We start from the raw sequence: 12,960 nt of genomic DNA, 5'->3' as shown, positions 1-12,960 counted from the left end.
GTAGCACCCTTATAGGCTCTTGCCTGCGAAGCACCGGGCGCCTGTCCAGGCGTCCCAGACACATCATTAGTTTGAGGCATCGTTCTTGAATCGACTCGAGCGCGTCGTAACCGGTATCCAGGGGCTGGATGAGATCTTGAAGGGAGGCCTGGTCGCAGGCGCGTCCTATGTCATCCAGGGCCGTCCGGGCTCCGGCAAATCGATCATGGCCAATCAGATCGCCTTCAACCATGTGCGCGGCGGTGGCCGGGTGCTGTTTGCGACCATGCTGTCGGAAACCCACGAGCGGATGTTCCAGTTCTTTTCCACGCTGGATTTCTTCGACCGCTCCTGCATCGGGGATCAGGTCCAGTACCTGAGTGCCTTCGACACCATGGAAGGCGAGGGGCTGGATGAGGTCGTGCGCCTGCTGCGGCGCGAGATCAGCCGGCAGAAGGCCAGTCTGCTGGTGGTGGATGGCCTGCTCAATGCGCGCTCGCGTGCGGAAACGCCCATCGACACCAAGAAGTTCATCGCCGAGTTGCAGGGGCATGCGGCCTTTGCCGGTTGCACGGTGATCTTTCTCACCAGCGCGCGTCTCGAAGATGGCAGCCCGGAACACACCATGGTCGATGGCGTGCTGGACCTGCACGAGGAAGAGATCGGCAGTCGCACCATCCGCCGCCTGGCGCTGCGCAAGACCCGCGGTAGCGGCGCGTTGCCGGGCTTCCACGAATTCACCATCTCCGATGCCGGCATCACCGTGTTTCCACGGTTGGAAACTCTCTATCGCGATCCCTCGGTGGGCGCGACCTATCGCCTTGGGCACCAGCGGGTAACCAGCGGCGTGGCTTCGCTGGATGCGATGATCGAGAACGGGCTACCGGAAAGCTCGACCACCTTGCTCATGGGGCCTTCGGGTGCCGGCAAGACGTCCATTTCGCTGAATTTCCTGGCCGCCTGCACGCCCGAGGCCCCCGGTCTGATGTTCAGCTTCTATGAACCGCCGGAGCGGCTGCAACTCAAGGCCGACGCCCTGGGGCTCGATCTGGCCGGGCGTATCGATCAGGGCGCACTGCACATGCACTGGCAGCCCACGACCGAGTTGCGCCTTGATGAAGTGGGTCTGAAGCTGCTCGCGCTGGTCCAGCAGCACGGCATCAGACGGCTGGTGATCGACAGCCTGGGCGCCATTGCCCGCTTCGCCCTGCCACAGGGGCGGCTCATCGAATACTTCAGCGCATTACTGAACGAGCTGCGTACCCAGGGCGTCACAGTTCTAGCTACCTGGGAATTACGGGACATGTTTGGCGCGGACATAGCAGCGCCGGCTCCCGAACTTTCCAGCATGGTGGACAATCTGATTTTGCTGCGATTCGTCGAGGCCGAGGCGGAGATCAAAAGAGTTCTGTCCATCCTCAAGGTGCGGGATAGCCTTTATGACCCCTCGCTACGCGAGATGGTGATAGACAACTCGGGAATCGAACTGAAAAAGGCGTTCAAAGACATGGTGAAGGTGCTTTCCGGTTCAGCCATGCCCTCAATACAACCATGATCGCGTCGGCTGGGAGAGTCTCCACATGACGACGATACTGGTAGTCGATGACGAATTTCTGATAGCGGACATCCTGGCCTTCGCTCTTGAAGACGAAGGCTACATGGTGGTCAAGGCGAGCAACGGCCGCCGAGCGCTTGATGTCTTCGATCGAGAACTACCGTCGCTGGTCATCACCGACTTCATGATGCCGGTGATGAATGGCCGTGAACTGGCGGAAGCGTTACGTGAACGCCAGGGCCTGCAACACCTGCCCATCATCCTCATGAGCGGGGCCCAGGCACACCTGGCCCAGGAGAGTTCGGAGCTGTTCGATGCCGTGTTCCAGAAGCCGTTCAACATCGGCGAAATCGTGGACGCGGTACACAAGCACCTGGTAACGCTGGAACGTTAATGGGCTCCACAGCAAAAAGGCCTGTCTAGACAGGCCTTTTTGCTGTGGAGCTGGCGCAGTGGCCAGTCCCGGCGTCTCCGATCAGGAGCGCGAAAGCAGTACGCCCAGCACGAAACCGACACCGCCGGCGATGGCCAGGGCAGTGAAGGGCTTGTCGGCGGTCACATTGCGCGCGCAGTCGATGGCCTGGCCATATTGCTCCTGCAGCTTGCCTTCCAGTTGACGGGCCTTGCCCTCGGCTTGCCAGTCGGCATTGCCGGTCGCTGCGCCGAAACTGTCCTGGACCTTGCCGGTAGCGTCCTTGGCATTGCCTATGATCTGATCGGTATTCATAAATGCACCTCGTGTGGAGAAACGGGGGAGGTCATGCCAAACGGCATGCTTCCTTTATTGATCCGCGCCAGACGCATTTCGTTCAGGTCAATTTGCTGTTCGCGACATCTTTCGCGGTTCCCTGTCGAGAGGATTCATGATCTCCAGCCGTCTTTCCGTCCTTTGCCTGCTGTTGCTACTGGCTGGCTGCAGTACCCAGCAGCCGCCGGTCGAGCCCCCGACCAGTGCCGATGACCTCTTCACCCGTCCGGTCATCGCCGAAAGCATTCTGCGCGAAGGTTCACGCCTGCAGCTGGCACTTGCCCTGGCAGAAGGCGGTTCCGCCTTGGTTTCTCTGGATTGCGCGGCCGACCAGGCCGAGCTGCTCTACCTTGATGGTGCTCAGCGGGTCTATCCCGGACGGGTGAATGCCTATGCCGTGCCCCTGCCGCTGAGCGCTGCCAAGGTCGCGACGCTCAGGCAGCGTCCCGATGTGGCGGCGCTCTGCGCCCAGCCGGTTAACACCGACTGGCGCGCCCTCGCTAGTGGCCCTGGCGGTGACACCCTGGTGATCGACCGTAACAGCCTGGTGGATGCCAACGGAATACGCCGCTTCTGGGGCGGTCAGCAACTGGCCGTCGCGGTGCAGACGCCGCGCTATGGCGCTCCGGTGCGTCAGTGGCGTGAATCCCTGGCCGCCGATTGCACGGCGCGTCGTTACCTGCTGCTGGCGCGCTACGGCCTGGACGACCGCGGGCGGGTGACCGACAGCCAGCTGGGCGCCCAGGGCCAGGAGGCCTTCACGGCGGCGCCGGTCGAGCGGCGTACGCTGCTGGAAGCCGCCTGTGATCGTCGGGACGCCTTGCTGGCCACGCCACGCCTGGATGGGGTCAAGGCTGCCGCCACCGCACCGGCCGCACCACCGCCCCTCGGCGAATTGCCCGCGCCGCAGGCTCAGCCCCTGCAGGCGTTGAAGGCGCAGGCGTTACCCGCGCCGCGTCTGGCCGTCCAGCGCTTCGTGGAGGAGGGCGAAAGTCGCTACGAAGGCCAGACCCATGCCTATCGCGAAGAGGTGCAGGTAAGCCCTGGCCCGCAGCCCGGACTGCTGCGCTTCAGTGCCCAGGGCAAGGCTGCCCGGGTCGATTCGCTCAACTGGCGCGGGCTGATCGATCTGGTACGTCGTACCCGTATCGACAATGGCAATCTGCCGGTGGAAGAGGTGGCCAGCCTGGACCAGCTGAGCTTCAGCGGCGACTGGCGCGCCCTTGCCGTGGGTAGCCAGGTCGGCTATCAGGCGCGGCAATCCCTGACCGGCAATCTCAAAGGCACCGAGCAGCGCGAAATCAGGCTGTCCTGCAAGGTGGTGAGCGAAGGCGAGGCACGCAAGGTACTGGCCAGCCTCGGCGGGCGGGCCAAGACCCTGGAGTGCCAGCATGGCGAGACGGGGAGCGGGCCGCGGAGTCGCTGGACCTATCTGGAAGACTACGGCTTCTTTCAGCTGACCAGTGTCGGCGCCGGCCGTGCCATGGGGCTGGAAAAGCACCTGAAGGAGCTGCGATAGCCGAACCAGAGCCCTTGGCCGAAAGACGGACGCTCAGGAAAGGTCTGGAAGTTCCCAGGCGATATTTTCCTTATAGGTAAAGATCACTCTCTCAAAGCGCTCTTTTTGGCGAATTAGTACCTGGAGTACGCTGTGTCTATCGAAACAGCACAACCAAGAGGTATTCGCTATGAAAGTCCTGGGTGTCCAAGCCATCGTCGCCGTCCTGTTCCTGGGCCTGCTGTCGGGTACGGCGTCCGCTGCCAGCCGCGACGTATCGAACAAATCGATCCGTGCCAATGCGCAAACGCAGTTCCAGTCGGAGCATCCGAACCGGGTCTCCGCGCTCTACCAGAACAACGCTAATTAGTCTGGCGGCTGTCTCGGCGCCCCGGCGACCCACTCATCGCCGGGGCGTCGTGCTGTCTGGCCTGCCGCCAAGGCAGGTCTCGGCCACTTCCCCGCGTGATTCGCTTCACCTGCCGCCCCTCCGAGAAAAGCCGCGGTTCAGCACCTTCCTGACGGCCGTCGTCTCTTGCTCTGCAGCGGTCGGCGGCGCAGGCTGGGCGTCCGTCAGCAGAACGAGACAGAGTGATGAAGATCGGCGAATTGGCCAGACGCACCGATTGCGCGGTCGAGACCATCCGCTACTACGAGCGGGAGGGGCTGCTGAGCCCGGCAGCGCGTAGCAGCAGCAACTATCGCAGCTATGACGACACTCAGGTCGAGCGTCTGGTATTCGTCCGCCATTGCCGTTCGCTGGACATGACGCTGGAGGAGATTCGGGCCTTGCTGGCCCTGCGCGACACCAGCGAACCCGGCTGTGCCCAGGTGGATGCCCTGATCGGCGCCCATCTGCATCATGTCGAGGTGCGCATCCGCGAATTGAATCAGCTGCGCGAGCAACTGGTGACCCTGAGGCGTCACTGCCAGGGAGAGGGCGAGGGTGACCGTTGCGGCATCCTGCGCGAACTCGGTCAACCGGCGGCGCCGTCAGCGACTACGGCCAGTTGCAGTGCGGCCGGACACGCCCATGTGCCCGGCACCCACCGTCTGCACGACTAGCCAGGACTCAGAGCGTCTCTGCCCAGAGGTCGTACTCGTCGGCGTCGGTGACCCGGACCCAGACCTTGTCGCCCGGCTTGAGGGGATTGGCGCTGTCGACATAGACGTTGCCATCGATTTCCGGGGCATCGGCGTAGGAGCGGCCGATGGCGCCTTGCTCGTCCACCTCATCGATCAGGACCTCGATCTCGCGGCCGATCTTGAGCTGCAGGCGCGCCGCGGAAATGGCCTGCTGGTGCGCCATGAAGCGCTCCCAGCGCGCCTGCTTGACCTCGTCCGCCACCGGCTCCAGGCCTAGTTCGTTGGCGGGTGCGCCTTCGACCGGCGAATACTGGAAGCAGCCGACGCGATCCAGCTGGGCTTCGGTGAGCCAGTCCAGCAGGTACTGGAAGTCTTCCTCGGTCTCGCCGGGGAAGCCGACGATGAAGGTGGAGCGGATGGTCAGCTCCGGGCAGATCTCGCGCCAGCGCTTGATGCGCGCCAGGGTCTTGTCCTCGAACGCCGGGCGCTTCATCGACTTGAGCACCTTGGGGCTGGCGTGCTGGAAGGGGATGTCCAGGTAGGGCAGCAGCTTGCCGGCGGCCATCAGCGGAATGACGTCGTCGACATTGGGGTAGGGGTAGACATAGTGCAGGCGCACCCAGACGCCCATGCCCGACAGCGCCTCGCACAGTTCCAGCATGCGCGTCTTGACCGGCTGGCCGTTCCAGAAGTCCAGCCGGTACTTGAGGTCGACACCGTAGGCGCTGGTGTCCTGGGAGATCACCAGCAGCTCCTTGACGCCTGCCTTGACCAGGCGCTCGGCCTCGGACAGCACGTCACCCACCGGGCGGCTGACCAGCTTGCCGCGCATGGAGGGGATGATGCAGAAGCTGCAGCTGTGGTTGCAGCCTTCGGAAATCTTCAGATAGGCATAGTGGCGCGGGGTCAGCTTGATGCCCTGGGGCGGCACCAGGTCGATCAGCGGATTGTGCTCCAGCTGCGGCGGCACCACCTCGTGCACGGCGTTGACCACCTGCTCGTACTGCTGCGGCCCGGTCACCGCCAGCACGCTGGGATGCACGCCGCGGATGTTGCCCTCGTCCACGCCCATGCACCCGGTGACGATCACCTTGCCGTTCTCGGCGATGGCCTCGCCGATGGCGTCCAGGGATTCGGCCTTGGCGCTGTCGATGAAGCCGCAGGTGTTGACCACCACCACGTCGGCGTCTTCATAGGTCGGCACGATCTCGTAGCCTTCCATGCGCAGCTGGGTGAGGATGCGTTCGGAATCGACGGTGGCCTTGGGACAGCCGAGGCTGACGAAACCGACCTTGGGGGCGGACGTTTGGATGGACATGGGCTAACCTCGGCGGGCGCTCAGGAGGCGCCTTGATCAAAAAACGCGCGATTCTAGCCATCTCTGCCGCCGCTTGGAAGGGGCAGGCGGGTCCTGGCGACCGCGCAGAGCTTTTTGCCGACCAAGGAGTCTATGGTGCTGGAAGCGCTGCGCCGAGAGGGTGCGCGCACCACGCTACCGGCCTTTTCAACTTGATCCTGACGCCGCTTCGGCGCAGGATGCGCCGATTTTAGACTCTAGGAGCCCTGCATGAGCCGTCCGGAACACGAGCACGGTGGTAAAGCCCCTTCGGCCTTGGGAATGATCGTGCTCGCCACCGGCGTGGTATACGGCGACATCGGCACCAGTCCTCTCTATACCCTCAAGGAAGTCTTTTCGCCGCACTACGGCCTGCCGCTGAATCACGACAGCGTGCTCGGCATCCTGTCGCTGATCTTCTGGTCGCTCATCTGGGTCGTCACCCTCAAGTACATCACCTTCGTCATGCGCGCCGACAACCAGGGCGAGGGCGGCATCATGGCCCTCACGGCCCTGGCTCGCCGCGCCGCCCAGGGCTCGCCACGCCTGGCCACCACCCTGGTCCTGCTGGGGCTGTTCGGCGCCGCGCTCTTCTACGGCGACAGCATGATCACCCCGGCGGTCTCGGTGCTGTCGGCGGTGGAGGGCCTGGAGCTGGCCTTCGATGGCCTGGACGCCTGGGTCGTACCCATTGCCCTGGTGATCCTGGTCGGCATCTTCGCCATCCAGAAGCGCGGTACCGCCACCATCGGCAAGTTCTTCGGGCCGGTGATGGTGCTCTGGTTCACCACCCTGGGCGCCCTGGGTGTCTATGGCATCGTCCAGCAACCCGAGGTGCTCAAGGCCTTCAATCCCTACTGGGCGGTGCAATTCTTCGTCGACAACCCGGTGAAGGGCTTCATCGTGCTGGGTGCGGCGGTGCTGGCGCTGACCGGCGCCGAAGCGCTCTATGCCGACATGGGCCACTTCGGGCGCAAGCCCATCGCCCGGGCCTGGCTGCTGCTGGTGCTGCCAGGGCTGGTGCTGAACTACTTCGGCCAGGGCGCGCTGCTGCTCGCCGATCCCGCGGCGGTGCGCAATCCCTTCTATCTGCTGGCGCCTGAGTGGCTGCTGCTGCCGATGATCGGCCTGGCGACCCTGGCTACCGTCATCGCCTCCCAGGCGGTGATCACCGGCGCCTTTTCCATGACCCGCCAGGCCATCCAGCTGGGCTACATCCCGCGCATGCAGGTCCAGCACACCTCCAGCCAGGAGCAGGGGCAGATCTACATCCCGCTGATGAACTGGGCGTTGATGCTGGGGGTGATTTTCCTGATCCTGACCTTCCAGTCCTCGGCCAACCTGGCCGAAGCCTACGGCGTGGCCGTGACGGGGACCATGCTGATCACCAGCTGCCTGGTGTCGGCGGTGATCCTGCTGCTGTGGAAATGGCCGCGCTGGATCATGGTGCCGCTGCTGATCGGCTTCCTGCTGGTGGACGTGCTGTATTTCTCCGCCAATGCGCCGAAGATCCTCTCCGGCGGGTCCTTCCCGGTTATCGCCGGTGTCATCATTTTCATCCTGCTGACCACCTGGAAGCGGGGCCGGCAACTGGTGGTGGAACGCCTGGACGATGGTGCTCTGCCGCTGCCGATCTTTATCAGCAGCATTCGCGCCCAGCCACCGTTCCGCGCCAAGGGCACCGCGGTGTTCCTCACCGCCCGCACCGATGTGGTCCCACACGCCATGCTGCACAACCTGCTGCACAACCAGGTGCTGCACGAGCAGGTGGTGCTGCTCACGGTGCGCTACGAGGACCGTCCGCGGGTATCGCGCGGCGAGCGCATCGAGGTCGAGGACTTCGGTGACGGCTTCTATCGGGTGGTGTTGCACTATGGCTTCATGGACGAGCCGGACATCCCCCTGGCGCTCAGCCACTGCCCCTATCCAGGGCTGGATTTCACGCCGATGCGTACCACCTACTTCCTCAGTCGGGAGACGGTGATCGCTTCCAAGCGGCTGGGCATGGCGCCCTGGCGGGAGAATCTCTTCGTCTTCCTGATGAAGAACGCCAACGGCAACCTGAGATTCTTCAAACTGCCGGTGAACCGGGTGATCGAACTGGGTACCCAGGTCGAGATCTAGTCCGGCGCAGCAAGAAAAAAGGCCCCAGCAGGGGCCTTTTCTTTGCCTAGTTGAACACCGGCGGCGGCAGGGCGTCGGGATCGGTGATGAAGGGCATCTGCCAGCTGTCGAGGGTCTGCCCACTGCCTTCCAGCTCGCTGCGCACCGTGCCTATGTAGCCGGCCAGGCGCAGGGGATCGCTGTAGTCGCCCTCGCTGAGCCGTTCTTCGGTGTAGAGCGTCTTGCCTTGGGCATCGACCACGCCCAGGGCCAGGTCGTGGCCATCCGTGCCGGAAGACACCACGCAGCCAAGGGGCTGAAAGGCATCCACCAGGATCTTGCTGGCGGCATCGGCGGAAAGCGGTGTGCTCATGTCGGGAGTCTCCGTGGCTGTTGCAGCCATAGACCGCGGGAGACCGGCCCCTTGTTCCGGCCGTTCGTCCGGGCCCCAAGCCAGTCCAAAGTCTGCTGCGCGTCGGCTAAGCGGCGTTGAAGATGGCCTCGGAATGCTCATTTACCAATCGTAAACTCCGCTTCCTCAGCCATCTTCGCCTTGCTTAGCTCTAGCTCGCTAGCCTTTGAACAGGCTTAAAGCCCGGTCTATCTGGTGGCTATTGCGGCGTACGGGCCTCGATGGCCTTGACCATGAAGTCGGCCAGCTTGTCGTAGTTCTCGTCGAAATGGTGACCGCCCGGGCGACCCAGCTTCTCACCCGGCTGACCCGCCTGGGTGCAGCCGCTGTCGTCCTTCTCTTCCTCGCCATAGACGCAGAACAGCTTGGCGGCGGGAATCTTGCTGGTTTCCGGCAGGGTATCGGCTTCGTCACCCGGCTTGCCCAGCCAGCCTTCCACGGCGATCTCGAAGTTGCTCTTGCGGCTGAAGGCCAGCAGCAGCAGCGAGCTCACCTGGTCCTGATCCGCCTTGGGCAGGCGGTTGTAGACCGCTGGCAGGATGTCGGCGCCGAAGGAGTAGCCAGCCAGGACGAAGTGCTTGGCGTTCCACTTCTCGCGGTATTCCTGCATCAGGTTGGCGAGGTCGGCGGCGACCTGCTCGGGACTCTTGTGCTGCCAGAAGTAGCGTAGGGAGTCCACGCCAACGACCGGATAACCGGCCTCGTTCATGGCCTGGGCCGAGAGCCGGTCGATATCGCGCCAGCCGCCGTCACCGGAGTAGAAAATGGTCACGACGTCGGGATGGCCGGGCTTGACGTCCGGATCGGCCGGCATCTCGATGGTCGGGATGTCGTTGTGCTGGCCCAGCAGGCGATTCTTTAGCTGGGTGCGCAGCACCACCGGCAGGGCAGTGCCATAGTCGGCGATGGTCAGGTCGGCATTGCTCTGCTGACGCACGAAGATGGCCGAATCGTCGGTCGGATGATCATTCCAGGCGATGTGCCATTGGCCAGCGGCCGCCTTGGCCGGCAGGGCGTCGGGGCAATCCAGGGTTTCCAGATTGAAGCCCACGCTCAGGGCCGCCGCCTTCGGGTTGTCCTGGGTCGTCAGCCAGCGCCAGGCGCGGGCAGCGCCCGCGCCGATGCCGCCGACGAAGGTCGGGGCGCCACTCAGCTGCTTGGCCGCCTGGGTGAAGTCGTCGTTCTGCGCCTGGCAGCTGTTGGCGACCCTGACCTCGTACTGGACGATCTCGGCGCCGGTGTTGGTCGCCAGGCCCAGCAGGTCGGCATCCGCCAGTTGCAGGTCCGAAGGCGTGGCCAGGACCACGCGGGCATGCGGCTCGCCCTTGGGTGCGGCCATGGTCAGCAGGCGGCCATCCGGCTGCTCCAGGACCTTAACCTGGGGCGCCGACGGCCAGCGATGGAGCCACCACCAGCCCAGACCTCCAGCGATCAGCAGGATGACGAGCAGTACTGCGAGTGCACGTTTCAGCATAGGAGTCTCAACGTTTGACCAGGCCGGTATAACCCCCGGCGATTAGGGCGGCGGTATCGGCGAAGGCGACCAGGGGATCCAGGCCGGCGGGCACCGCCATGTAGCGCGGTTCCCATTCCGGATCGAACTTGTCCTTGAAGCGACGCAGCCCCTGGAAGTTATAGAACTGTTCGCCACGTCTGAACACCATGGCCCCCAGGCGCTGGGTGATGGGGGCGCCACGGCGGGGGTGCAGACCGGCCAGCGGGACCATGCCCAGGGAGAAGCGGGCGAAGCCGGCAGCCTTGAAGTGCAGGATCAGCCCCAGCATGAGGAATTCCATGGTCTGCTTGGGCGCATCCGCGGTGACCCGCATCAGGTCGATGCTGGCCAGGTCGGGGCGTTCGGTTTCCAGCAGATTGGCGAAGGCCACCGCCTTGTCCTGGAAACGCACCACGGCGATACGAAAGTGCTTGAGGTAGGTCGGATCGAAACGACCCAGGGAAAAGCCCTTCTCGCGCACCTGCTTGCTCTCCAGCCAGACGTCGGAGATGGCCTTGAGCTCGTCCAGCGGCGCTTCGCCCGGGGCGTGGAATTCGATTGCCAGGCCGTCGCGCTGGCCGCGATTCCAGGTGTATCTCAGGTCCTTCTTGCCCTTGCTGTCGAGATCGAAGGCATGCAGGTCCACCCGGGCCTCTTCGCCAAGCTTGAGCGCCGTGAGACCGATGTCCATGTAGAACGGCAGGTTCTCCGCCCGTACCTGATAGAACACCGGCCGGGCATGGTGCAGGTCGCAGAGATCGCGAAATTTCCAGATCAGCTCGGCGCGAGGCTGGGAGCGGCCGATGGGATCGAAGAGGGCGATCAGACTGCGGCCCCGTCGTCCGTACATCAGGAAGGCATCGTCGCTGTCGTGGAAGAGCAGGGCCTTGTCACCGGTCATCACCAGGCCGCCATCCGGCTGACTGGATTTGCGCACGATGCCGAAGGCCCGCTCGAGCTCGGCGCTGGTGGGGGCTTCGATCGGCGGCGGCGCAGCGCGCAGCAGCCAGCCCAGGGCGATGATCAGCAGCAGGACCGAACTGCCCAGGGCGGCACGCAGGCCGCGTGGGGCATCGGCATCCAGCGCGAATTGCCACCAGAGGCGGGTGTCGTAGGGCACGTCCTGATAGGCGAACAGCAGCAGCCACACCGAGGCGGCGACCACGCAGATGCTGGCGGTCACGTACAGCGGCGAGAAGGGCTGTTCCATCAGCCGGCTGCGGCGATAGAAGGATTTGCGGAAGATGGCGAGCAGCGCGGCCGTGATCGCCAGAATGGAGGCTTCCTCCCAGTCGAAACCTTTCAACAGGGACAGCAGGCAGCCCAGCAACAGCAAGACCAAGGTCACCGCCCAAGCCGCGGAGAGGCGCCGGCGCAATCCCTGCGCCAGCAATAGACAGACGACGCCGATCAGGCTCGCGCCCAGGTGGGAGGCATCGATCAACCGCTGGGGCAGCAGGAAATCCATGCCCTCCAGGCGGGTGTCTATTTCAGGGGTGACCCCAGAAAAAAGCAGTACCACCCCAGAAAAAAAAACCAGGATGGCGAGGATGGGTGCCGCCAGGCCGGAGGCGACCCGTACGGCCGGACTGTTCGACAGCAGGCGGCGGCCTTCGCTGAACAGCAGCACCAGGCAGGCGATCACGAAGGGCAGCAGCACATAGAACAGGCGGTAGACCACCAGTGCCGCGGCCAACTGGGCGGCGCCCAGCTCGTTGGCGAAGGCGGCCAGCAGGACAGCCTCGAACACGCCGACACCGCCCGGAACGTGACTGAGCACCCCGGCGGCCAGCGCCAGCAGGTAGACCAGCAGGAAGGCACCGAAGGGCGGCGCTGTGGGCAGCAGCAGATAGAGCACCATCGAGGCGGCGGTCACGTCGAGGATGGTGATCACCAGCTGCAGCACGGACAGCCGCAGGGTCGGCAGGCGCAGGGCACGCTTGCCGATGCGGAAGTGCAGGGCGTGGGCGCAGGGCTGCTCGGGCACCCGCCAGCGGCGCAGGGCCAGGATGCCGACGGCATAGCCGAGCAGGATCAGGGCGGACACGGTGATGATCACCGCTTCCGGAACGCGCAGGGCCTGGGTGGACGCCGGCAGATTGGTCAGGGCGGCGATGGCGGCCAGGGGCGGCAGCGCGGTGCCCAGCGCCAGGCTGGAAAACACCGTCATCTGCGCCACTTCCAGAGCGCTGAGGCCCTGGCGGGCATAGAGGCGATAGCGCACCGACCCGCCGGACAGCATGGACAGGCCAACCGCATTACCGATGGCGAAGGCGGTAAGGCCGCCCATGGTCCAGGCGCGTGCCGGCAGCTTGACGTCGGCGAAGCGCATGGCCGACCACTCGTAGCCGAGCAGGATGGTGAAGCCGGCGGCTGCGGCGATCAGCGCGCCGATCAGGGAGGAGTGTGGAATATCGTGAAGGGCATCATGGAGAGCTTCGCCATCGATGCTGCTCAGCAGATGCCAGCAGACCACCAGGGCGGCGGCGAACAACACCAGCGTCAGACCCAGTTCGATGGGTTGCCGGTAGGCCGTCAGGCGCTCCAGGAGGCGCCAGGGCAGCGCCTGAGGGGGCGAAACAGGGTGGTCCGCAGGGGATGCCGGCTTCGAGGAGACCTCTTTGGCTGGATCAGGTGCAGTCATGCAAACTCCTCTAGACAGGAACGCGCGTCAGATTACTGGTCGCGCGCGGTTTGCCAAGCCTTGTACAGATAAAAAAAGCTCTATACCAACCTTTGTAGCTCTTG

General features: G+C 64.3%; 11 protein-coding genes. 6 read left to right on the top strand and 5 right to left on the bottom strand.

What is annotated here, in order from left to right:
• Window positions 1-85 precede the first annotated feature (85 nt).
• Both PVZ72_RS14510 and PVZ72_RS14505 read left to right on the top strand, forming a co-directional pair.
• The gene (locus PVZ72_RS14510) at window positions 86-1,534 is read left to right on the top strand and encodes an ATPase domain-containing protein (protein WP_133861126.1); all 1,449 of its coding nucleotides are present in this window, start codon (window positions 86-88) and stop codon (window positions 1,532-1,534) included.
• Window positions 1,535-1,559: 25 nt separating this feature from the next.
• On the top strand, window positions 1,560-1,928 hold the full coding sequence (locus PVZ72_RS14505; RefSeq protein WP_133861125.1) for a response regulator: 369 nt from the start codon (window positions 1,560-1,562) through the stop codon (window positions 1,926-1,928).
• Window positions 1,929-2,009: 81 nt separating this feature from the next.
• Here the strand turns inward: PVZ72_RS14505 and PVZ72_RS14500 are convergent, their stop codons facing one another.
• A complete protein-coding gene (locus PVZ72_RS14500) occupies window positions 2,010-2,261 on the bottom strand; it encodes a CsbD family protein (protein ID WP_017642209.1) in 252 nt (83 codons plus the stop codon).
• Window positions 2,262-2,397: 136 nt separating this feature from the next.
• On the opposite strand from PVZ72_RS14500, the gene PVZ72_RS14495 reads away from it, so the two are divergent.
• From PVZ72_RS14495 to cadR, 3 genes are all read left to right on the top strand, one after another.
• Complete coding sequence (locus tag PVZ72_RS14495) at window positions 2,398-3,801, top strand: hypothetical protein (RefSeq protein WP_273862297.1); 1,404 nt, start codon at window positions 2,398-2,400, stop codon at window positions 3,799-3,801.
• Between the two features lie 169 nt (window positions 3,802-3,970).
• Window positions 3,971-4,150 carry a hypothetical protein gene (locus tag PVZ72_RS14490; RefSeq protein WP_133861123.1) on the top strand — a complete coding sequence of 60 codons (180 nt, stop codon included), beginning with the start codon at window positions 3,971-3,973 and terminating at the stop codon, window positions 4,148-4,150.
• Window positions 4,151-4,374: 224 nt separating this feature from the next.
• Entirely contained in the window at window positions 4,375-4,845 is a 471-nt protein-coding gene (gene cadR, locus PVZ72_RS14485; protein ID WP_133861122.1) for a Cd(II)/Pb(II)-responsive transcriptional regulator, read from the top strand.
• A gap of 7 nt (window positions 4,846-4,852) precedes the next feature.
• On the opposite strand, the gene rimO is transcribed toward cadR, so the two are convergent.
• Window positions 4,853-6,178 (bottom strand): 30S ribosomal protein S12 methylthiotransferase RimO, encoded by a 1,326-nt coding sequence (rimO, locus tag PVZ72_RS14480; RefSeq protein ID WP_187981377.1) that lies wholly within the window; start codon window positions 6,176-6,178, stop codon window positions 4,853-4,855.
• A gap of 306 nt (window positions 6,179-6,484) precedes the next feature.
• Between rimO and PVZ72_RS14475 the strand changes: the two genes are divergently transcribed.
• On the top strand, window positions 6,485-8,326 hold the full coding sequence (locus tag PVZ72_RS14475; protein WP_133861257.1) for a potassium transporter Kup: 1,842 nt from the start codon (window positions 6,485-6,487) through the stop codon (window positions 8,324-8,326).
• Between the two features lie 46 nt (window positions 8,327-8,372).
• Here the strand turns inward: PVZ72_RS14475 and PVZ72_RS14470 are convergent, their stop codons facing one another.
• From PVZ72_RS14470 to mprF, 3 genes are all read right to left on the bottom strand, one after another.
• Window positions 8,373-8,678: a hypothetical protein gene (locus PVZ72_RS14470; protein WP_273862296.1), complete on the bottom strand. Its 306-nt coding sequence runs from the start codon at window positions 8,676-8,678 to the stop codon at window positions 8,373-8,375.
• A 238-nt stretch (window positions 8,679-8,916) separates the two neighbouring features.
• Window positions 8,917-10,191 (bottom strand): virulence factor family protein, encoded by a 1,275-nt coding sequence (locus tag PVZ72_RS14465; protein WP_273862295.1) that lies wholly within the window; start codon window positions 10,189-10,191, stop codon window positions 8,917-8,919.
• 7 nt (window positions 10,192-10,198) lie between these two features.
• Window positions 10,199-12,856: a bifunctional lysylphosphatidylglycerol flippase/synthetase MprF gene (gene mprF, locus PVZ72_RS14460; protein WP_263258930.1), complete on the bottom strand. Its 2,658-nt coding sequence runs from the start codon at window positions 12,854-12,856 to the stop codon at window positions 10,199-10,201.
• Window positions 12,857-12,960 lie beyond the last annotated feature (104 nt).

The sequence above is a fragment of the Pseudomonas sp. LA5 genome, assembly GCF_028640825.1.
GTDB classification, from domain to species: Bacteria; Pseudomonadota; Gammaproteobacteria; order Pseudomonadales; family Pseudomonadaceae; genus Chryseomonas; species Chryseomonas aestiva.
The sequence above is the reverse complement of the archived record's forward strand: the minus strand, read 5'-3'. Positions and strand labels throughout refer to the sequence as shown.